At 46.2% G+C, this 20906-nt stretch carries 21 protein-coding genes; 4 read left to right on the top strand and 17 right to left on the bottom strand.

The window, feature by feature from the left end; genetic code table 11:
* Positions 1–327: 327 nt before the first annotated feature.
* The 15 genes from PUN32_RS05575 to PUN32_RS05505 all read right to left on the bottom strand — a co-directional run bounded on the left by PUN32_RS05575 (position 328) and on the right by PUN32_RS05505 (position 16501).
* Positions 328–1461, bottom strand: a complete 1134-nt coding sequence (locus PUN32_RS05575) for a flagellin (protein ID WP_274722163.1) — start codon at positions 1459–1461, stop codon at positions 328–330.
* A 525-nt stretch (positions 1462–1986) separates the two neighbouring features.
* Entirely contained in the window at positions 1987–3126 is a 1140-nt protein-coding gene (locus PUN32_RS05570) for a flagellin (RefSeq protein ID WP_274722162.1), read from the bottom strand.
* 452 nt (positions 3127–3578) lie between these two features.
* Entirely contained in the window at positions 3579–4772 is a 1194-nt protein-coding gene (gene flgL / locus PUN32_RS05565) for a flagellar hook-associated protein FlgL (protein ID WP_274722161.1), read from the bottom strand.
* A 12-nt stretch (positions 4773–4784) separates the two neighbouring features.
* Complete coding sequence (flgK, locus tag PUN32_RS05560; RefSeq protein WP_274722160.1) at positions 4785–6659, bottom strand: flagellar hook-associated protein FlgK; 1875 nt, start codon at positions 6657–6659, stop codon at positions 4785–4787.
* 257 nt (positions 6660–6916) lie between these two features.
* Positions 6917–7855, bottom strand: coding sequence for a flagellar assembly peptidoglycan hydrolase FlgJ (gene flgJ, locus PUN32_RS05555; RefSeq protein WP_274722159.1), 939 nt, complete (start codon positions 7853–7855; stop codon positions 6917–6919).
* Between the two features lie 10 nt (positions 7856–7865).
* Positions 7866–8951 carry a flagellar basal body P-ring protein FlgI gene (locus tag PUN32_RS05550; RefSeq protein WP_274722158.1) on the bottom strand — a complete coding sequence of 362 codons (1086 nt, stop codon included), beginning with the start codon at positions 8949–8951 and terminating at the stop codon, positions 7866–7868.
* Positions 8952–9040: 89 nt separating this feature from the next.
* Positions 9041–9817, bottom strand: a complete 777-nt coding sequence (flgH, locus tag PUN32_RS05545; RefSeq protein WP_166013434.1) for a flagellar basal body L-ring protein FlgH — start codon at positions 9815–9817, stop codon at positions 9041–9043.
* A 23-nt stretch (positions 9818–9840) separates the two neighbouring features.
* On the bottom strand, positions 9841–10629 hold the full coding sequence (gene flgG, locus PUN32_RS05540; protein ID WP_166013435.1) for a flagellar basal-body rod protein FlgG: 789 nt from the start codon (positions 10627–10629) through the stop codon (positions 9841–9843).
* A gap of 20 nt (positions 10630–10649) precedes the next feature.
* Entirely contained in the window at positions 10650–11399 is a 750-nt protein-coding gene (gene flgF, locus PUN32_RS05535) for a flagellar basal-body rod protein FlgF (RefSeq protein ID WP_274722157.1), read from the bottom strand.
* Positions 11400–11571: 172 nt separating this feature from the next.
* Entirely contained in the window at positions 11572–12876 is a 1305-nt protein-coding gene (gene flgE, locus PUN32_RS05530) for a flagellar hook protein FlgE (RefSeq protein WP_274722156.1), read from the bottom strand.
* A 32-nt stretch (positions 12877–12908) separates the two neighbouring features.
* Positions 12909–13616 carry a flagellar hook assembly protein FlgD gene (gene flgD, locus PUN32_RS05525; protein WP_166013438.1) on the bottom strand — a complete coding sequence of 236 codons (708 nt, stop codon included), beginning with the start codon at positions 13614–13616 and terminating at the stop codon, positions 12909–12911.
* Between the two features lie 17 nt (positions 13617–13633).
* On the bottom strand, positions 13634–14050 hold the full coding sequence (flgC, locus tag PUN32_RS05520) for a flagellar basal body rod protein FlgC (RefSeq protein ID WP_274722155.1): 417 nt from the start codon (positions 14048–14050) through the stop codon (positions 13634–13636).
* Between the two features lie 4 nt (positions 14051–14054).
* Positions 14055–14450 carry a flagellar basal body rod protein FlgB gene (gene flgB, locus PUN32_RS05515; RefSeq protein ID WP_166013440.1) on the bottom strand — a complete coding sequence of 132 codons (396 nt, stop codon included), beginning with the start codon at positions 14448–14450 and terminating at the stop codon, positions 14055–14057.
* Positions 14451–14733: 283 nt separating this feature from the next.
* Complete coding sequence (locus tag PUN32_RS05510) at positions 14734–15561, bottom strand: protein-glutamate O-methyltransferase (protein ID WP_274722154.1); 828 nt, start codon at positions 15559–15561, stop codon at positions 14734–14736.
* 13 nt (positions 15562–15574) lie between these two features.
* Positions 15575–16501: a chemotaxis protein CheV gene (locus PUN32_RS05505; RefSeq protein WP_274722153.1), complete on the bottom strand. Its 927-nt coding sequence runs from the start codon at positions 16499–16501 to the stop codon at positions 15575–15577.
* 79 nt (positions 16502–16580) lie between these two features.
* On the opposite strand from PUN32_RS05505, the gene flgA reads away from it, so the two are divergent.
* The 3 genes from flgA (at position 16581) to PUN32_RS05490 (ending at position 18325) form a co-directional block, all read left to right on the top strand.
* Complete coding sequence (flgA, locus tag PUN32_RS05500) at positions 16581–17324, top strand: flagellar basal body P-ring formation chaperone FlgA (protein ID WP_274722152.1); 744 nt, start codon at positions 16581–16583, stop codon at positions 17322–17324.
* Positions 17325–17452: 128 nt separating this feature from the next.
* The gene (gene flgM / locus PUN32_RS05495) at positions 17453–17776 is read left to right on the top strand and encodes a flagellar biosynthesis anti-sigma factor FlgM (protein WP_274722151.1); all 324 of its coding nucleotides are present in this window, start codon (positions 17453–17455) and stop codon (positions 17774–17776) included.
* Positions 17777–17899: 123 nt separating this feature from the next.
* Positions 17900–18325, top strand: a complete 426-nt coding sequence (locus PUN32_RS05490; RefSeq protein ID WP_274722150.1) for a flagella synthesis protein FlgN — start codon at positions 17900–17902, stop codon at positions 18323–18325.
* A gap of 109 nt (positions 18326–18434) precedes the next feature.
* Here the strand turns inward: PUN32_RS05490 and flgP are convergent, their stop codons facing one another.
* Both flgP and PUN32_RS05480 read right to left on the bottom strand, forming a co-directional pair.
* The gene (gene flgP / locus PUN32_RS05485) at positions 18435–18869 is read right to left on the bottom strand and encodes a flagellar assembly lipoprotein FlgP (protein WP_166013446.1); all 435 of its coding nucleotides are present in this window, start codon (positions 18867–18869) and stop codon (positions 18435–18437) included.
* 10 nt (positions 18870–18879) lie between these two features.
* Positions 18880–19515, bottom strand: a complete 636-nt coding sequence (locus PUN32_RS05480) for a FlgO family outer membrane protein (protein ID WP_166013447.1) — start codon at positions 19513–19515, stop codon at positions 18880–18882.
* 158 nt (positions 19516–19673) lie between these two features.
* Between PUN32_RS05480 and PUN32_RS05475 the strand changes: the two genes are divergently transcribed.
* Positions 19674–20807, top strand: a complete 1134-nt coding sequence (locus tag PUN32_RS05475) for a flagellar assembly protein FlgT (RefSeq protein WP_274722149.1) — start codon at positions 19674–19676, stop codon at positions 20805–20807.
* Positions 20808–20906 lie beyond the last annotated feature (99 nt).

The raw sequence follows: 20906 nt of genomic DNA, 5'->3' as shown, positions 1-20906 counted from the left end.
GAAATTGGTAGACGCACCAGATTTAGGTTCTGGCGCCGCAAGGTGTAAGAGTTCAAGTCTCTTCTTCCGCACCATATAAACAAAACCTAGCTTCGGCTAGGTTTTGTTTTATCTGCACTTTATATTCTTTAGTGCTTGCGCCTTGAGGGTTGATAGCGCTTGATTAATGGCGTTTGAGTAGCTCCCTCTTTGCTAGCTCTCTTGGCTGCAGATTATTGGCTTAGCATCAATCGCAGTAAAGAGTAAAAAGATAGATTACAAAGATTATGCCAATAAAAAACCCAGCCAATGCTGGGTTTTTTGCTATCAAAGTTACCACCACTCAAATTAGCCTAACAGTGCTAGTGCTGAGTTGGGTGCTTGCTTCGCTTGAGCCAGTACTGAACTGGATGCTTGAGAAAGAATTTGTGATTTCGTCAGTGCTGTCGTTTCTTTGGCAAAATCGGTATCTTTGATCCGGCTCTTAGAAGCATTCACATTTTCGTTAATGTTATCTAAGTTATTGATCGCATGTCCGAAACGGTTTTGGAAAGCACCCAATTCCGCTCGATGGCTATCAACGTATTTCAACGCCGCATCAACCACCGCCACACTCTCTTGCGCACCACCGACAGTGGTCACATCAAGCGTATTGACAGTCAAATCTTTCGCTGCACCAATCTCTAATTCAGCGGCTAGGGTACCGCCAAAGGTGACCTCACCGTCAATTTTGTTGTTATCAGTGAATAATTGTAATTTACCCGCTTCATCCACTGATGCTTTGATCATATCAGTTTGACCGTTGATATACGTCGCCAGCTCTTCAATATCATCGCCTTGTTTAGCGGTGATAGTGATAGTCTTCTCACCTTCACGTTTATCGGTCAGAGTAATGGCAAGCTCATTTTTACCCTCTTCAACTCCCCAGCTTTTCTCTTTGCCATTGGCTGCTTCATAAGCTTTACCACCCATCAAGGTGTTATCGCTGCGCATATCTTTGATATTGAGCATTACCGCTTCGCCGCTATCCGCACCAATCTGGAAAGATTTAGTAGCAAAAGAGCCATTGAGCAGTTTATTACCGCCAAAAGAGGTGGTTTCCGCAATCCGGTTCAGCTCATCATTCAGTGCAGTCACTTCTTCTTGAATCGCGACACGCTCTGATTTTGAGTTCGAACCATTGGCTGATTGCAAAGAGAGATCACGCATACGTTGCAGAATATTGGTGGTCTCATTCATCGCACCTTCTGCGGTTTGCGCCATCGAAATACCATCGTTGGCGTTACGCACAGCAACATCTAAGCCTCGGCTTTGTACATTCAAACGGTTAGAGATCTGCATCCCAGCAGCATCATCTTTGGCGCTGTTAATTTTGTATCCTGATGATAGACGTTCCATCGACGCCTGTTGTGCGTTAGTTGCACTGCTCAAGTAGCGTTGAGCTGTCATCGCTGACACATTGGTGTTTACATTCACAGCCATAGTAATATCTCCTGTTGATTTTCCGGCATAGCGGAACTCCCAAACGGTTTCCGACGTCTCGGTAAACCAAGCAGTTCTCTCAAAGTTACTTCTATTAGCGACTAGCGAAATCAATCCTTTAGTAAAAAGATAAATTTTGAGCGTAAATCAGTTGATATTCATTCAATCTGAGAGGCAAGCCTCAAATTGGATAGATCTCATCCAAAAAAGCTCAAGTTTTACACCAAATGGCCGAGGGTAAGGAAAATCAGGGGACAGAGTAAGATCAGTGGTGGGCAGTGCGTGAAAAACCGAAAAGAAAAAGCCCCTTTCCTTTGAGAGAACGGGGGCTATTTGCTGGTCGCCATCGCCAATGTGGAGATCAAGAGAAATGAACACATCTAGGCTAACCATTAAGGGGACATAATTATGTTACGCGAATTGAGCAGTAAGTGAGAGAGCTCAGCTAACGTCGCATAACCATGCCTTGCCAAAGTCCCTTCATTATATACCCACGTCTGAGCTGATTAATGAAGGTCCTCAAAACTACTGCAATAACGAAATGGCAGAGTTTGGCAACTGTTTTGCTTGGGCCAGAATCGAGGTTCCCGCCTGTTGCAGAATTTGAGATTTAGTCAGTTGCGTGGTCTCCTTAGCAAAATCGGTATCTTTAATCCGACTTTTCGAAGCTTCCACATTCTCCTGAATATTGGATAAGTTACTGATACTGTGACTGAGTCGGTTCTGCTTGGCACCGAGATCCGCACGCTGTGAATCGACATATTTCAGCGCTGCATCGATAATGCCCACCGCATTTTGTGAACCACCGACGGTAGTAATATCAATATTTTGCACGGTAACATTAGTACCAGGGCCACCATTGAGACCGAGTTCAGTGGCTAAACCACCAGAAATGGTCAAATCACCTTCAATATTGGGCTCGGCCACAAAAAGTTGTAATTTGCCATCTTGATCAACCGAGGCTTTGATCAAATCTGTTTGGCCATTGATATACGTCGCCAATTCTTCAATGTCATCGCCCTCTTTGGCGATGATGTCCAACGCCACGACCTCACCATCTTTCTTGGTAAACTCAAACTTGAGATCGAAAAGATCGGTCGGCACGCCCCACTCTTTGGTTTTAGCTTGCTCGGCGATAAAGGTCTGGCCGCCCATGCGGAAATCATCCGCACGTACACTGCTCAGTCCCATAATGATCGCTTCACCTGAGCTAGAACCGATTTGGAAAGAAGCCTCGCCAAACGAGCCATTCAGCAATTTACGACCACCGAATGAGGTCGTTTCAGCGATACGGTTTAACTCATCCTGCAGTGCAGTCGACTCCTCATTGAGCGCTTGACGCTCAGAAGCGGAGTTGGTGCCATTGGCTGACTGCAATGCTAAGTCACGAATACGTTGCAAAATACTGGTCGATTCATTCATCGCACCTTCTGCGGTTTGAGCAATCGAAATACCATCGTTGGCGTTACGCATTGCCACATCCAAGCCACGAGATTGCGCCGTTAAACGGTTTGAAATCTGTAAGCCTGCCGCGTCATCTTTGGCACTGTTAATACGATTACCGGATGATAGACGTTCCATGGAGGTATTGAGATCTCCAGTCGCTTTCGTCAGGTAACGTTGTGCGGTCATTGCCGACACGTTGGTATTTACGTTAATGGTCATAGTTTGCTCTCCTATCGAGTTCGCAAGCTCATTTGCGAAGCGGTCAGCTTGGGTCTCTCTTGGAAGCACTGACCGTAAATAACTTGCCAAATCTGCCTAACGGCGGATTTAAAAACCGGTTACAACAACTGCTGTATCTTATTCAATTAGTGTGCCAACTTTTTAACCAATCAATATTTCAGACAAAAATAATTAAATTTCAATTAGTTAAACATAAGCACCGATTTAAGCAACCACCTTAAATCAGCCACTTATCCTTCTGGAAACACTTTTTTGCCGCTCACTTGCCGCTTTGATTGGCCCAAGCAACTTTTCATCAGGCTGATGACAAAGCCGTTTTCGCGCCACTTTTTCACTTCACTGTTTTTTTACTGCACTGCTTTAACTTCACTCACTTCGCACATATGGCTAAAGCACATAAGGCATTGAAGGTTAGCGACCGTTAAACGGTGTTAGATATAATTAAACAAGGTGAGATCTTTGGTTTTACCAAATGCTTTTTGCGAAGCCTCCAACGCTCGTGAATTCTGATTAAAGTCAATCACGGCATGGGCATAATCTAAATCTTCAAATGCGCTTTTCGATTTAGCGAGGCTAATTTTAAAATCTTCATGTTGCTCAGCCTGAATATCCAGCGTACTGAGTCGAGCGCCGAGATCGGTTCTGGTTTTATTCAGATGAATAAACGCGGTATGAAACTCTTCAACTACTTGATGCAATTGAGCGGTATTGGAGGCATCCGAAACCGAACCCTTGGCATAACGGATTGCATCACGAAACGTATCAAACACGCTAAAAGTGCTGCGCGGATTCAGCGCAATGCTGTCGCCTTTGGTGATCTGCCCTTTAAACTGAATATGGAGATCTTCAAACTGAATACCATGTTGCGGATCAAATTCACCCGCTTGCACCACGCTGCCATCACGCTCTAATTGATAACCGTGTTGACCTTGCGCCATCTCGACGAAAGTGACTTGGTACACTGAGCTGTCAGCAGGATCACGGTTAATCGCACGCTCTAACAGCAGCTCGGATCCCTCTTGCAAAGCATAATTGGGTTGATAGCTGCCAAAGGGATTGGGGATCTCCATAAATACGTGACTGCCTGGATTGTTAAACGGAATTTCCAAGCTATTGGAGATCTTCATTTTGCGCTGATAATCATCACCGGTGTAACTGACGTTACCTTGATTATCACGGAAAAAGGGCTGATTTTTCGGTTTGGTTCCGGCAAAAATATAGTTACCCGATTCATCCTGTACATTGGCTAAGTTTAGAAAATTATTGGCCATTTCCTGTAACACTCGCGCGCGTGCCACACGATCTTCGGGTGATAATGAACCATTAATCATCTCCATCACGTTACGCTTAGCCGAGTCGGTAAACTCTTCAGTATTGGAGATAATCACCTCTTGATGCTCTAAGCGGTTACGCACTAGCACGATAGCATCTAGATACTGACGTAACTGCTCTTCTTGCTGACCGACATTTTGGATGTAATGGGTTGCCAGCGGATTATCACTGGCTGAAAGCAGTTTCTTGCCCGAGGCCAATTGCGCCTGATTATTGAAAACTTTCGATTCCTGACGACGAATATCGTTCTGAACCGCTTGATAGTTGTGAAAGCTAGAGATCCGATTCAACATGTACCTAGCCCCCTATCGCAATGCCAAAATGGTGTTAAAGGTGTCATTGGAAGCCTGAATGATGCGTGATGACGCCATATAGGCTTGCTGAAACTTCATCATATTGGCCGCTTCTTCATCAAGATTAACCCCGGAAATAGAAGCGATACGCGATTGTGCCGCCTCTTTTTCTAAATTTGCCACATCGGTTAAACGGGTCATGGTAGCCAATTTTAGCCCCACATCCGTATTGAGGTTATGGTACAGATCGATAATGGTCGATTCGTGATCATTCATCCGCTTCGCGGTTTGAATATTGTACATTTTGCGCAAGTTGCCGTTATCACCTTCCGATGGAACTAGGTTGGCAGTGAATTTATCATTGGGCAAAGCGCCTGCGGTCAACTCAAAGGTAGTACCCAGCAGCGTTACTGGCTCAGTCGGTGGATAAGGTTGTGGCTGCAATAAAAGATTGCCTTTGGTGTCGGTAACCGCAAACTGATCACCGGTCGGTGAAACAATTACCTCAAATTCGCGCATCTCACCGCTCTGCAGAATATTAAACTGTGCTTTGCCGTGGGCAAAGGTGGTCGATGCCGCAAAGCTTTGGGCGGCAATTTTTGTCGCATCTTCGGTCGCTAAGCGAATGGCCGCCGCGCCATCGCGGGTTGGACGCACTAAAATTCGCTCGCCAATTTGCGGAGGATTACGCACTTCAACCCGCAAGCCATCAAGATATAGGCTGTCTTTGACCAGCGGCAATACCGTTTGTTCACCGGAAGGCAAGGTCACGACAAAGTCGCTACCGTTATATTGCATTGAGTATTCGCCGCCTTTCAGTTGGCTAACATCCTCGATAAACACCGCCATGTCGGCACGCGAGTCACTGCTGGTCACCACCCGAGCTCGAGCACTGATCTCTGAGTTAACTCCACTAAATAGAGGCTCACCAATGTTGCCGCGCAAATCCAAGCCTTGAGCTTGTATGCTGTTCACTTCATAGGAAAATGAGAGTGCTAATCGACCGATTTCGTCCATCAGATAAGGAATGTGCTCATCACGCATCTCCAAAATGGCTTCCATTTTGCCGCCGATATCACGCGCTGAAATCGGTTTGAGCGCCTGCCCTTCCACCATGGCTAAACGATGCTGTTGAGTGTCCGGAAAACCATCAATGACTTTCAGTTGGCTCGCTTCAGTACCAGAAACTAGGGTATGCCCATTGCCGATATGAATATTAAAACCTTCACCCTGTTTTCTTGGCGTCACGGTCACTTTGGTGTATTGCGACAACTCGGCGACCATTTTTTCATGCTTATCCATCAGATCGTTATGTGGACCGGGAACACGCATCATTAAACGCTGTAAATCACGAATTTCGAGAGCAAGCTGGTTGATCCGCTCAACGCCCACTTCTAATCCTTTGTTGGTGATGTCTTTTTGCTGACGAACCGTTTCATGAAAGTCATTCAGGTTTTGCGAAATCAGCCGCGCTTTTTCCAATACCACTTTACGGCTGCCCAAATCATTCGGGGAATCGGCCAAGCTTTTTACCGAATCAAACCATTCATTGAGGTTTTCAGGAATTTTTTTCGATGCCACCGATGATAACAAATTCGATAACATATCTAAGTTTTGCTGAGTATCGCTTTTGAAGGCATGGTTGGTCGAGGCCATGTTCAGCTCTTTAACGGCAAACTGATCCCATGAGCGGCGAACATTTTCCACATGTACGCCCATACCATAAGTTTCACCGCCATATTGGCGGGGCATATTGGTCCCTTGGAGTACAGACTGACGGCTGTAACCCTCTGTATTAACATTAGAAATGTTATGACCTGTGGTATTGAGTTGTCTCTGAGCGGTCAGTACGCTTTGCGTACCCACATTCAGAAGATCAGACGCCATACTGCCCCCGAAAACCGATATTAATCAGTAAAAATCACTGAATCTAAACAGTATTAGCAATATGTATGCCAGTTTAACAACGTGGGATTTAATCTAATAAAAATAGTAGCTTATGTTTAAAATCAACCCTAAATAAGCGATGGGCATCAGCACAGCATGGAAATGTTTTAAAGCTGGGGAACAATCACCACCACTAGTGGTGATTGAGAAGGGAAGGATAATAAAGCAGCGCCGCCGAAACCGTTCCGACCGGCGAGTTATAGCAAATCCATATCATCGATTTGAGCTTTAACACGCAGTACTTTATCGGCATATTGAGGATCGGTCGCATAGCCTGCACGATGAATACCGTGAATAAAACGCTCATTATTGCCGCCATGAGCCAGCGCTTGGCTGTAACGTGGGTTACTTTCCAGAAAACGCACATAGTCATTAAAGCTGGCATCCAAACTGGGATAAGAGCGAAAAGCCGCTTTCTCCATCACTGGGATCTGATTGTGATATTCCAAGGTTTGCGTAGCGACTTTATCACCTTGCCAACTACGATCGGCCTTGATGTTAAACAGATTATTGCTATTACCGCGGGCGTTTTTGACCATTTTTTGCCCCCAGCCGGTTTCTAATGCCGCTTGCGCAATCAGTAGCGAAGAATCCACCCCAAGCACCCGAGCCGCTTTATCGGCATAAGGTTTCAGTTTAGTCACAAATGACTGGCGACTATCGCTGGGGCTTAATTCGGCAACTTGCGTTTTATCCAATCGATCAACCTGCGCCACCTGCAGCTCATCACGCGCGGCACTGGCGGTTTGCCGGGCGTGCTCCACACGACGCATGGCTTGCTGAAAGCCATCTTCACCGCGTTGAGCGCTCGCGCTTTGCCCTGCCGAGAGCTGAGCGACAATCATATCAGCCAAGCCCAGTGAGCCAGATGAACTCAGCTCGCTTGCCATCTGCTCATCAAGCATTTGCTGATACAAATCTTCATTCTGGCTACCGAACAGATCCGATTTAAAATCGCTGTTCGCTTCACGCATTGATTTCAGCATCATCGAAGTGAAAATGGATTCAAACTGGCGAGCTGCCGCCGTTAACGCCGATTGCTCAGCGGCTTGATCGCCATTCACCGCCTGTTGGCGTAATTTATCCAGACTCGCGATATCGTGAATAAAGCCAATATCATTGGAATTATTAATCATGATGGGATCCTTAAATAATGATCAACTGACCTTCAATCGCACCGGCTTGCTTTAACGCTTGTAAAATCGCCATTAAATCGGAAGGAGCTGCGCCGACTTCATTGACTGCACGGACTAGATCATCCAGTGTCAGTCCCGGCTCAAGCTTAAACATTTTACCTTGTTTTTCGGTGACTTCGATTTCAGTATTTGGCACCACTACCGTCTGGCCACCTGCCAAGGCATTGGGCTGACTCACATTAAGATTTTCTTTAATCGCCACGGTCATACCACCGTGGGTCACCGCAGCCGACTTAAGGCGCACATTTTGCCCAACCACTATGGTGCCGGTGCGTGAGTTAACGATAATTTTCGCCGCACTCTCGGCGGGATTAAATTCCAAATTCTCAATCGCGGAGAGAAACGCCACCCGTTGGCTCAAATCACGCGGCGCGCGCACTTTGATCGAAGCGGCATCCACCGCTGAAGCCATCTGTGGCCCCAAAAATTGGTTCACGGCATCCGCTAACCGCTGCGCCGTTGTGAAATCGGACTCAAATAGGTTAAAGGTGATGTAATCGCCGCGGCCAAATGGATTAGGGATTTCACGCTCAACAATCGCACCACTGGAAATCATGCCCACGGTTGGGTTATTACCGACGATTTTAGAGCCATCCGCACCTGAGGCACTAAAACCACTGACCACTAAATTACCTTGCGCCACGGCGTATACTTGCCCATCCAAACCTTTGAGGAAGGTTTGCATCAAGGTACCACCGCGTAAACTCTTGGCGGAGCCAATCGAGGAGACGGTGATATCAATGGTTTGCCCTTGTTTGGAAAAAGCTGGCAAATCGGCCGTCACAATCACCGCGGCAACATTTTTGGTTTTAGGCTTAGTACCGGGTGGCAATTGAATGCCGAAATTTTGCAGCATCGCGTTAAAGCTTTGATCGGTAAAGGGTGTGGACTCTCCCGTGCCCGGCAAACCGGTGACCAAGCCGTATCCGACCAGTTGGTTGTTACGTACCCCGGCAACCTGTGCGACATCCTTGATCCGTGCCGCTTGTACGCTGGTAGCCAGCAGCAACATCAATAAAATCGTATATTTTTTCATGGCGGATAACCTTACTCTTAAAAACAACAATGAGGCCCTAAGGCCTCACCGTGCATTATGCTGTCAAAAAACTCGTCCAGCGGCGCGACTTATAAAGACACATTAAAAAATCGTGCCAAGAATCCAGGTTCTTGCATATCTTGATTGGTTCCGGTACCCGAATATTGGATCCGCGCGTTAGAAATTCGGTTAGAGGCAATCGTATTATCAAATTCAATATCGTCCGGACGAATGGTGCCACTTAAGCGGATATATTCATCGCCGGTGTTCAACGTGAGCCATTTTTCCCCACGGATCACTAGGTTACCGTTAGCAAGCACTTCAATCACTTCAACGGTAATCGAACCAGACATGCTGTTACTTTGATTGGCCGCTGCACTACCTGAAAATTTATTATCATTTTTCAGCGCATAAGAAAAATTGTAATCACCAATGGTTAAATCTCTGCCACCGACGGCAAGTGGATCCATTGATGCATCATTTTTCTTTTTCAGATCCGCATCAGCACTTTTCGCCGCTTTGGTACTTTCATTCAAATTAACGGTAATAATGTCACCAATCCCGCGCGGTTTTGAATCATCGTACAAACTGTTGGATCGGGCTAAATTAAACAAAGATCCGGTTTCGGCTGCATAGTGCTCCGGTTTCGCTTTGGGATAAATCGGTGCCCATGCAGGATCGCCCGCGACAGGATCGGTGCGGTTACGCAGTGCATCGGTTAAGCCTGAGCTGCTTTCGGATTTATCGCCTTCCACTGCATCCACCGTGGTGGTGCCTTGAATGGTTTCAGACGACTCAATCGGCGCTTGAATTAAGCTGCAGCCAGAAAGCAAAATCAATAAGCTTACAGCGAGTAGACGTTTCATCGCGGGCCTCTTTCAATCAGCTATTACAGTTGTTGGTTAACAAAACTCATCATCTTATCGACGGCTGAGATCACTTTTGAGTTCATCTCGTACACTCGCTGCGCTTCAATCATGTTGACCAACTCTTCGGTGACGTTGACATTGGAGGTTTCCAACATTGATTGACGAATATCGCCCAAACCATCTAATCCCGGCACGCCTTCTTGTGGCTCACCACTGGCGCCGGTTGGTAAATAAAGGTTTTGTCCAATCGGCTCTAAGCCACCGGGGTTAATAAAATCCACCGTGGTAATTTGGCCAAGCACTTGGTTATCTTGCTGCCCACGTACGCGGACCGAAACTTCACCATCGTTACCAATGGTGATCGAAATCGCCTCTTCTGGGATGACGATTTCCGGTTGTAAACGATAACCGGCACCGGAGGTGACGATCGCGCCTTCATCATCCAGTGTGAACTGACCATTGCGGCTATAAGCGATGTTGCCATCCGGCATCAAGATTTGGAAAAAGCCATCGCCCTCAATCATCATGTCCAAACTGTTGGATGTGGTTTGCGCATTACCATGGGTGTGCACCTTTTGGGTTGCCACCACCTTAGAACCCGCCCCAAGCATCAAACCACTCGGCAAACGAGTGTTTTGCGAAGATTGTGCGCCTGGCTGGTTAATGTTTTGGTAAAACAGATCTTCAAATACCGCACGCCCTTTTTTAAAGCCTACGGTCGAGGCGTTGGCGAGGTTATTGGAGATCGTGGCAATATTGGTTTGTTGGGCATCTAAGCCGGTCTTACTGACCCACAGTGCAGGTTGCATACTTTGGCTCCTAACTTAAATTAGCTGGTACGAAGCAGTGAATCAGAAGATTTATCCATCTCTTCTGCGGTGCTCATCATCTTGACCTGCATTTCAAACTGACGCTGCAAATCGATCAGGCTGGTCATTTCACCGATCGCATTGACATTGCTACCTTCGAGCGCACCGGTCAGAATTTTCACGCTGGCATCGGCTTCAAATTGAGTATTGGGATCGGTGGCACGAAACAAACCATTGATATCTTTAAACAGTGCCTGATCATTGATGCGCACCAGTTTGATCCGATCCACCACTTCCATTGCATCTGCTGGCGCACCTTGTGGACGGACTGAAATCGTACCATCGCTACCAATTTGTACTTTGTTGAGCGGTACGGGTAATGAAATCGGGGCACCAGTTTCGCCTAATACCGGATGTCCATTGCCATTGAGCAATAAGCCGGTTTCATCGATGCGCAAATTACCGTTGCGAGTCAGTCCTTCTTTACCGGTTTTATCCAGCACTGAAATCCAGCCTTGCCCTTGAATGGTCACATCTAAATCACGCCCAGTGGTGATCACACTGCCTTGGGCAAAGTTATGCCCAGGGCGCTCTGTCATGCTAAATACACGAGTTGGGAGCCCATCACCGTAAGCTTGCATTGAGCGAGCTTGTGCTAAATCGGCACGAAAACCGGTGGTGCTAACGTTAGCAAGGTTGTTGGCTCGTAACTGCATCGCCTGCATATTTTGCTTTGCGCCACTCATGGCTAAAAACAATGCGCGGTCCATAATCTGCTCCCAAATCGTAAGTTAGAGCATACAAAGCAAATAACATGCCAATTATTTATAATTTATAGATCAGGAAGATAGCGGTTTGGAGCAGAGCAATCGCGGCGATTGCCGCCCGATAAGGGCAAAGAGGCAACCCCACTTTGCCGCGGCAAAATGGGGTTGAGAACGATTAGCGGATCTGTAGGATATTTTGCTGTAGCCCGTTATGTACTTCCAATGCGCGTGAGTTGGCTTGGAAGTTACGCTGGGCAGAAATCAAATCAACCAGCTCTTGAGTCATATCAATGTTGGACTGCTCTAATGAGCCATTACTGATCGATCCAAACGAACCTTTGTTGGATTCACCCCAAATTTTAGCACCAGAGAACTGCGTCGCATCCCACTGGGTGCCACCTTTTTTGTCCAGTCCTTGCTCATTGGCCACCCGCACCAAGGCGACACGGCCTAAAGTGGTATTCACACCATTTGAGTAGGTGGCCAGTACGCTACCATTTTCGTCAAAATCAATTTTGGTCAGAAAGCCAGTCGTTGCGCCATCTTGATCAAATTTAGTCAACTCAAAGGGCGCGGCAAATTGCGTTGCGGTATCCAATTTGAACGATAAGACTTGCGTTGGATCGGCACCATTTAAGTCAACTGGATTTTCACCACTGCCTAGAGGTTCACTCACAATCGGCTGACCATTATTTAAGCTCGCCAACGTACCATCATTGTTAAAACGCATGGTGTGCCCAACATGGCCGCTAGGGCTTGTCGCATCACCACCGACGATATTAATCGGTTTTTCACCGCTTTTATCGGTCACCGTGTAGTACGTTTGCCACGTATTAGCTTGATTCATATCTTTCAAGTAATAAGTGGTCAGCTTATAGGGTTGCCCCATTGAATCATAAATCGTCGATGAAGTGGTCCGGTTATAGGTTTCTGGATCGGTGGGATCAAACAGGGTGGGATCTTTAAGATCGCCGTTAGCCGGTAAGTTAGCCCCTAATTCGATATTCGAGGTCTGTTTGGGTTTACCAAACTGAGGCGGAATATTGATCGGTTTAGTCTCATAAGAGAGCACATCACCAGTATCTGGATTCACTTCATAACCGAGCAAAAACTGATCATTGGCGGTAACCATGTAACTGTTTTTGTCTAGATGAAATGCGCCATTACGGGTCAATTCATTTTGCTGTGGCACTAGACGATCTTTCGCGACCGCAAAAAAACCGGTACCAGAGATACGCAAATCCATTGGATTATTGGTGTAAATACTCGAGCCTTCGTGAAACTGTTGTGCCACTTTGGAGGCTTGCACACCTTGTCCAGGGGTAGTCTTGGCATTGGTAAACAGCGAGGTGGAATAGACATCACCAAATTCGGCACGCGACTCTTTAAAACCAAAGGTGTTGGCGTTGGCGATGTTATTACTGGTGGTATTGAGATCCATCTGCGCGGCGGATAAACCACTAAGAGAGATATATGACATAAGTAATTCTCCTATCTATCTAGCTAGCGCTATCACGCTTTGCCTACTTCGAGGACTTCAGCCAGTCGAACTGGGCCATCAAAACCGGCGAGGTTGAGTAGAACGTTGCCATCGCCTTTACCTAATAACACGCTGTTGACGTTCGCATAGGTGGAGACACCAAACTCTTTACTCGCTCCATCCAGCAAACCCGACGCTTTAACTTTATATTTGCCGCTTGGCAATGGATTACCGCTCTGATCTTTGCCATCCCATTCAACCCGGTTATCACCAGCTGATTTGGCTCCGACATCAAAGGTGCGTACTAATTGACCCGCTTCATTCTCAATCCGGATGAACAAGTTATCGAGAGATTGCGGCAACTTAACCATTGCCGCCATGCCACCCTCAGCACTTTTCATACCTGCCGCACCGGGCACTAGTACATCACGTCCAACCAGTGATGACGCTTGCAACGCTTGGTTAGAGGTCAGTGACGAGTTGAGACTCTCAAACTGAGTGTTCATCTTGCCAATCCCATCTACCGTGGCAAACGAAGCCATCTGAGCAATCATTTGATCATTGCCAACCGGTTTAAACGGATCTTGCTGAGCTAACTGCTTGGTTAGCAGAGAAAGAAAATCTTCTTGCTTGAGGGCTTTCTGCCCAGTCGTTTCATCAGATTTTTTCTGCTCTTGTAGAGCTTTTAGCTGATCAATATAGGACAAGCCGCTTTGACCAACATTATTGATTCCGGCCATACGTTAACTCCTTACCCTTATTGACCCATCTGCAGCGTACGCAGCAGCATTTGTTTACTGGCATCGGCCACCTGCACGTTAGTTTGATAAGAGCGAGACGCTGAAATCATGTTTGCCATCTCCTCCATGACATTGACGTTAGGCTTGTAGATATACCCTTCATCATTGGCTAACGGATGCTCAGGATTGAATTCAGCCACCAGCGGTTTATCACTCTCGATGATCCCCAGCACCTTAACCGGCACGTTAGGATCACGCTTGAAACCCGCTTTACTTAGCTCGGCACCAAATACCGCATGGCGAGCTTTATAAGTCTCTTTGGCAGAGCTGCTAATACTATCGGCATTGGCCAGGTTGCTAGAGGTAGTATTGAGACGTACCGCTTCGGCACTCATCGCAGATCCTGTGACGTTAAACACGCTAAATAAGCTCATCTCACTACTCCCCCTTAATCGATTTGGTTAAATTCTTGAATTTATTACCAAGAAAATCCAATGATGCTTGATGACGAATTTGGTTTTGCATAAATAAATTACGCTCTAAATCGACATCGACCGTATTGCCATCACCGGTATCAGGTTGTGTCGGTAAGCGGTAAAGAATTTCCCCACTCATCGTCGAAGAGGCAGGAATATGCCGACCATCGGTACGGCTAAGGTTGATACTTGCCCCCGAGCTTGCCGCCTGCAACGCTTTTTTGAAATCCATTCCCTTAGCTTTAAAGCCCGGCGTATTGGCCTGCGCAATATTGGTGGCCATTAGCTCAGAATTGCGCTCACGCACGCCCACCGTATGCTGGTGAATGCCTAGAGCATTGCCAAAAGAAATAGCCATATTGCCTCTTCGATAAGAACTGACCGTTATGAATCAGATTATCTGCAATTAGCGTACCAACTTTAAAGCATTCACGGAAAACCGCTCACCGATGTCCATCAGTGGTGACCGACCAACCACATAATTTCCGATGAGCAAGCAAACTCTAGGCCAAACTCAGCGAGAACCATTCAGTCGCGCGCCGTGAACGCCAAGTCATATTGCTGATCATCGTACTCATCGCTTGGCTTTAAATACAAAAAAGCCCAGCGCATGCTGGGCCAAATGAGCGATTAACGATTGATTATTTGAGCTTGTAGATAATTCCGGGGTTACAGCGCACCATCTCAAATTTATCCGTCAAACCAGTCAGAGACTCCGAAGCGCCCAGTAGCAAATAACCGCCAGGATTTAAGCTCGCCGCCATCTGATTGAGTACTTTTGACTTCATCTCTGGCGAGAAATAAATCAGTACGTTACGGCAAAAAATAATGTCAAATTTACCCAACAGTGCATAACTTTCCATTAAATTTTGCGCTCGGAAATTCACCAATCGTTTTACGTTATCTTTGACCTTCATACGGCCATCGTTGGTATCTTCGAAAAAGACTCGCCGCCGCTCTGGTGATAAACCACGCCCTAGCGCTAAATTGTCATAAATACCCGCGCGGCACATATCCAGCATATTGGTCGAAATATCGGTCGCGGTAATCGATACGCTCGGTAGCAAGCCCGGCCGTTTTTGCTGCACTTCCAAAATGGTCATCGCCATCGAATACGGCTCTTGGCCAGATGAACTGGCTGCAGACCAGATTTTGATCGGTCGTTTATTGGCCGCCATTTCCGGCAGCAATTTATCGGCTAATACCGTAAATGGGTAGCCATCTCGAAACCATAAGGTCTCATTAGTGGTCATCGCATCGACCGCCGCGACTCGCAGGTCGCGGTTGCGTCCACTCACCACATCGCGCAGCAAATCAGACAATGAAGCTAACTTGAATTTGGTGACCAGTGGACTAAGACGACTTCGTACCAAATATTGCTTACTGTCACCCAGCACGATCCCGCACTGAGATTCTAAAAATCGGCAAAAGTCGCGATACTCTTGGTCGCTAATCGTTATGGCGGTCATTCATTTCTCTTTATTATTTAACTAGCGCAGCTTTCACTGCATTACCAAGCTCATCAGGATTAAATTTCGCAATAAATGCATTAGCCCCGACTCTCTCAACCATAGCTTGGTTGAACACCCCACTCAATGAAGAGTGCAAAATGACATAGAGATCTTTCAGCTCATTATGACGACGAATTTCAGCGGTCAAGGTATAGCCATCCATTTCCGGCATTTCAATATCTGAAATGACCAGCGAGATTTGACTGAGGATCGGACCATTACTGCTCATTTCCAACAGTTTTTCGTAAGCATCTTTACCATCTTTGGTGGAGATCACTTCAAAGCCGATCGATTCTATCGCGCGCTGAACCTGCTTACGTGCCACACTCGAATCATCCGCAATCAAGATCCGGCGTACGATCGGTTTTTCCTGTTCCACTTCAGCGATTTCTTGGCCAATATCTTGGGTCATCGCTTCATTAACCGGCGCGATTTCCGCCAAGATCTTTTCTACATCAATAATTTCCACCAGCTCATTATCGATATTAGTGACCGCGGTAAGATAGTTAGCTTTACCCGAACCATCCGGCGGAGGCAAAATCGCTTCCCAACGCATATTGATAATACGCTCAACTGAGCTAACCAAGAATGCTTGGATGGTACGGTTAAATTCCGCAATCACCACAAAACTTTTCGCCACATCGACCGTTGGACGACCACCGATCGCCAAACTCAGATCAATCACCGAAACCGTTTGACCACGGATATGCGCCACCCCTTTCACCAAACGGTGTAAATTAGGCATCACGGTCAATCGAGGGCATTGCAAGACTTCTTTTACTTTGAAAACGTTAATGCCATAACGTTGACGACCGTTCAGACGGAAAGTTAATAGTTCTAATCGGTTTTGCCCGACCAGTTGTGTACGCTGATTCACAGAATCCAGAATACCCGTCATGAGCTCATCTCCATCTTAAACCTTTACCCAAAAAAAGTGATAGTCTACTACAAGCTATGAAGAATCTAGAGAAACAAAAATGCTGCCGAAGATCGATATCCATTCACATTTCATAACTAAGTGTAGAGCTTTCTATGCAATATTTTATAGCTGTATCGGCTTGCTACTGTTTTTCTTTAGTCTAGCGGCCAATTCTGCAACCATTGAACAACTGTTAGCCATCAGGCAAGCGGCGGAAAATCATGTGTTGAACACCGTTGATATGCCCTCTAACGGGGAGTTAGTGGTAAATGCTGCCAACTTAGATGATCGCTTATTCGCAACCGATTGTGCTGAACCACTCACTACCCATGCCTCTTCAAGCAAGGGATCGTCGGCTAATATCACCGTATTGGTTGAATGCAAAAGCGATAATTGGCGCATTTATGTGCCCGTCCGTTTAACTATGACCATTCCATTGGTCATCGCCGCCACTCCACTGACCCGCGGACAAATGATTGCCGCCTCCGATGTCACTGTCAGTATGGTAGATCTGCTGCGTTTCCGGCGGCAAGGTTTTTCCAATCCAGAAAACGTGATTGGTGCAAAAATCAAAAAAAATATTCGCCTAGGCGATGTGATTGAACAAAATGATGTTTGTATTGTGTGTCGTAATGAAAGCGTTGTGATTCGAGCAGGAAAATCTGGTATGTCGATCACAACTAAAGGCACGGCGCTAGCAGATGGGGTGGTCGGCGAACAGATAAAAGTGAAAAACGACAAATCTAACCGTATAATCGATGCCCAAGTCAGCGCAGTGGGCGAAGTTAGCGTGGTATTTTGATGGATCACATCCGTTAACCAACAAGCACCATATCATTGAGGCGCTGATTGAGTGAAAAAACGCTAAAGTTCTGACCGCTATGGTCGATACTGATGGTACATATTAAAGTTTATGGAAAAGGCTCATCTATGGCAGGTATTGATAACATTCGCGCAGGACAGTCGTTAAATACGACCAACCGTACCAATCTGCGCTCTTCAGATGCCAGCAGCTCGTCATCACAATCCGGTGCAACCTTGCGCTCATCGGCCAGTGGGCAAGATGCGGTATCGCTTAGCTTACAAAGCAAAGCGATTGGTGAAATGCACCATGAGATGGCATCTAGACCCAGTTTTGATAGCGCTAAAGTTGCCGCCATCAAAGAAGCGATCGCCAATGGTTCCTATGTAGTGGATCCAGATAAACTGGCAGATAACATGATCAAATTTGAAAAAGAGCTCGGCAGTTTTTAAAACCATTTAATGGCTTTTAAAAAATGGCATCATTTTTAAGCCTAAAAGTTTAGCCTTACGCTTTAATAAACGTTTTTCTGATCCACGATATGATCGATGATGTAACTCACAGGCAATCTGGTAATGGCGGTATTAAAAGACTTAATCGAGTTTCAACTGAAAAATGCCCAGCAATTAGTAGTGGTTCTCGAAACGGAAAAGATTGCGATTACCCGTCGAATTTCTACTGATATCGAATCGATCGCGAAACACAAACTCACCTTGATCAATCAATTACAACAAACTGATCAACGCATTGCTAAGCATCCACATGTCGTGAGCCTGACTGAAGATGTTTATCTCAGCGACTTGGTCAGTGAAATCCGCCGTATTATTCTTGATTGCCAACAAGCGAACCAAATTAATGGTGATGCTTTGGCTCGCGCACAGCTGAGCTTTAATAAGCTGAATAATATGATGCAGCAAAGCCATGGCAAAATCGGGATGACTTATAGTGCTACCGGTAAAACCCACACGATTTCAACATTAGGCACCAATATCAAAGCCTAATATCCCTCGCCACAAAGTGATCAATCCAGCGTGGTAAGTCAAGAGAACAGATAAAGCAAAAGCGGCAATCATTGCCGCTTTTTTGATGGGATTAACGCAAGAGTGCCGTTTAAAACAAGGTCATTTGACGCTTTTCTGGAACCTGTTGGACTTCACCATAATTGCGCATCTTATCCATCTTACGGATGTCGAGACGCAGTTCAGTCACATAGCTGTCACCGACTTTATAACTGCGGATCACTTCCGCCCCACGGATCACCCCATCCACTGCTCCAGCAGTCAATTCAGTGCCGAGCCGCTGATCTTGTAACTCAGCACGGCCACTGACTCGCATGCCATATACTTGTTCTGCCAGTTCACGGTATGCATCGATTTTTGAAGCACGCATCGCTCGCACTTGTTTCTCTTCATCATTGCGACCTTTTTGCTCACTAATGCTGGCATAGCCAACCGCACTTAACCAATCGTCAGGACGCATGGTTTGCAACGGTTGGCATCCCACCATCATCACCACTGCGATCAGCAGAAATAGACTCGATTTCATTGCTCAGCTCCTATGGACGCAGAATAACCGTATAAGGTTGAGTAATGGTGGGATCAGAGCGGATCAACACACCATCTTGAGTGCGAATACTATTGAGAGTATCTAAGTCTCGCCCAATCCGATCTGCCGGCAAAAAGCCTTGTGCTGTTGCCACCACAATTCGCGATTGCATCCCGACTACACGCGCATTAACCATTACCCCTCCTTCTTGTCGGAGCATGGTTCCGGTGAGCACATATTGCACTTCTTGCTCTTGGGACAGATCTTTCCAATCGCGGCTAAAGGCAAAATCACCTTGCTGGGTCACTTGGATCGAGCCGGTGGTTTTAAAATCAACCACTTTAAATCCACGTCGCTGAAATTGATGAATAAACCCTTCAGAAACCGAATTACCCAACCAGTTGGTGGTATCCATATTTTGTAAATCGACAAATGAAGTTACGGCAATCGGGGTACGAGCGGTGATGCTGGTATTGGAGAGCATCAAATCTTCGGTCAAGCTCTCAACAAAGAAATCCAAGGTATGGCGTGGACTCTCCATCAACATAAACTGTGAACCATTGTATGGCTCTTTGCCGTTATAAACTGGGGCATAGGCACACGAAGTTAATAAAACTACCGGTACTAAGGAAAGCCATTTTTTCATTTTATTCATCTCCAGATATACTATGGCGCGCATTTCAGCCTCTCACTCGATTAAACTGGAACGCTCCTTGCTTTTCTCAATCGGTATTATTCAGAACAGCAATGCCTACATCAGTTAGGATTTGAAAAGCAAAATTTATACCCACTTGGGAAGTTACGATGAAAAAAAATATTTTATGCATAATTTCAATGCTTTGGCTAAGCCTTTATCTACAACCTGCCTATGCTGCATGGTATGAGGTGACAGGCTCTGCCGCCATCGTCTCTTCCAAAGAGGTGGCGCGTTTACACGCATTAGAAGATGCACTGTATAAGGCGGTAAATTTTGCCGGGGCAGATATTGGCAGTATCAGCAATTTAATGCCGCTTTTAGAATCAGAACGTAAAGAGTATTTATTCTCCAATCATGAAGTGCGCTATATCCAGATAGAAGAGCGCAAAACCATCAAAAACGTGATGTATGTCCGTGCTCGAATTGATATTTACCCATCGGCAAACGCTTGCCATATTGAGCAATACAAAAAAACCATGCTGATCGGCAATATTGATCTCGCCTCACCCCAACAAGCGGTAATGGGACAAATTTATCAAGTCGGCGATGATTTTGCGCAAGTGATCAATCGCCGCTTAGAACAAGAGTCTCGCAGTTTTGTTTCCGTTGGCACCACCCAATACGATATTGACCCTAAAGCGCCAGATCGGATCAAGATGATCGCTCAAGATGCCGGTGCACAATACATTATTGGTGGAGTGATCAATGATTTAACCGCCACCATCGAGCAGAAAACCTTGCAAGATGACATCATCAATCGCCAGTTTGCCATGCAACTGAGTGTATTTGATGGCAAAACCGGTAATGAAGTGATGAGCCGTACTTACCGTGAGGTAGCGCGCTGGCCATTTCCTAAAACCAGCCAAATTGATACGCGCAGTGCGCGCTTCTGGGCATCGACCTATGGTGAAATGATGCTGCGTGTTAGCCGCAATATCATGCTTGATCTGGAATCTGAAATTTCCTGCAAAATAACCTTACCGCAAATTATTGCTAAGTTTGGTAGCACTGCCACTATTGATCTCGGACGGATCCACGGGGTGCAGACCGGAGATAAACTTAGCCTGTGGCATACTGGTGCCTTTATTGATCAGCAAGGATTACCGCGTAATAAAGTGACTCAAAGTGAGATTAGCTTAACCGTCTCTCGCGTCTATGAGCATGAAGCGGAAGTGACTATTGATCAGCCTGAACTTGCTTACAGCATTCAAATTGGCGATGTGATGCATAAACAGCTATAAGCGATTTGATGAAGTGTCGAACTGGCACTTCATGCTTAATCACCCGCCGCACGCAAATTAATCCGGCCGAGCTCATCCAGTGATAATCATAACTGACTG

Origin of the sequence: Vibrio chanodichtyis, assembly GCF_028863985.1 — a bacterium.
Classification (GTDB): domain Bacteria; phylum Pseudomonadota; class Gammaproteobacteria; order Enterobacterales; family Vibrionaceae; genus Vibrio; species Vibrio chanodichtyis.
This window is presented reverse-complemented; position numbering and strand designations above follow the sequence as displayed.

Bases quoted from the DNA above. Each gene is read 5' to 3' on its own strand.
- PUN32_RS05575 (WP_274722163.1), bottom strand. From the start codon at position 1,461: ATGGCTGTGAATGTAAACACCAATGTGTCAGCGATGACAGCTCAACGC.
- PUN32_RS05570 (WP_274722162.1), bottom strand. From the start codon at position 3,126: ATGACCATTAACGTAAATACCAACGTGTCGGCAATGACCGCACAACGT.
- flgL (WP_274722161.1), bottom strand. From the start codon at position 4,772: ATGTTGAATCGGATCTCTAGCTTTCACAACTATCAAGCGGTTCAGAAC.
- flgK (WP_274722160.1), bottom strand. From the start codon at position 6,659: ATGGCGTCTGATCTTCTGAATGTGGGTACGCAAAGCGTACTGACCGCT.
- flgJ (WP_274722159.1), bottom strand. From the start codon at position 7,855: ATGATTAATAATTCCAATGATATTGGCTTTATTCACGATATCGCGAGT.
- PUN32_RS05550 (WP_274722158.1), bottom strand. From the start codon at position 8,951: ATGAAAAAATATACGATTTTATTGATGTTGCTGCTGGCTACCAGCGTA.
- flgH (WP_166013434.1), bottom strand. From the start codon at position 9,817: ATGAAACGTCTACTCGCTGTAAGCTTATTGATTTTGCTTTCTGGCTGC.
- flgG (WP_166013435.1), bottom strand. From the start codon at position 10,629: ATGCAACCTGCACTGTGGGTCAGTAAGACCGGCTTAGATGCCCAACAA.
- flgF (WP_274722157.1), bottom strand. From the start codon at position 11,399: ATGGACCGCGCATTGTTTTTAGCCATGAGTGGCGCAAAGCAAAATATG.
- flgE (WP_274722156.1), bottom strand. From the start codon at position 12,876: ATGTCATATATCTCTCTTAGTGGTTTATCCGCCGCGCAGATGGATCTC.
- flgD (WP_166013438.1), bottom strand. From the start codon at position 13,616: ATGGCCGGAATCAATAATGTTGGTCAAAGCGGCTTGTCCTATATTGAT.
- flgC (WP_274722155.1), bottom strand. From the start codon at position 14,050: ATGAGCTTATTTAGCGTGTTTAACGTCACAGGATCTGCGATGAGTGCC.
- flgB (WP_166013440.1), bottom strand. From the start codon at position 14,450: ATGGCTATTTCTTTTGGCAATGCTCTAGGCATTCACCAGCATACGGTG.
- PUN32_RS05510 (WP_274722154.1), bottom strand. From the start codon at position 15,561: ATGACCGCCATAACGATTAGCGACCAAGAGTATCGCGACTTTTGCCGA.
- PUN32_RS05505 (WP_274722153.1), bottom strand. From the start codon at position 16,501: ATGACGGGTATTCTGGATTCTGTGAATCAGCGTACACAACTGGTCGGG.
- flgA (WP_274722152.1), top strand. From the start codon at position 16,581: ATGCTGCCGAAGATCGATATCCATTCACATTTCATAACTAAGTGTAGA.
- flgM (WP_274722151.1), top strand. From the start codon at position 17,453: ATGGCAGGTATTGATAACATTCGCGCAGGACAGTCGTTAAATACGACC.
- PUN32_RS05490 (WP_274722150.1), top strand. From the start codon at position 17,900: ATGGCGGTATTAAAAGACTTAATCGAGTTTCAACTGAAAAATGCCCAG.
- flgP (WP_166013446.1), bottom strand. From the start codon at position 18,869: ATGAAATCGAGTCTATTTCTGCTGATCGCAGTGGTGATGATGGTGGGA.
- PUN32_RS05480 (WP_166013447.1), bottom strand. From the start codon at position 19,515: ATGAAAAAATGGCTTTCCTTAGTACCGGTAGTTTTATTAACTTCGTGT.
- PUN32_RS05475 (WP_274722149.1), top strand. From the start codon at position 19,674: ATGAAAAAAAATATTTTATGCATAATTTCAATGCTTTGGCTAAGCCTT.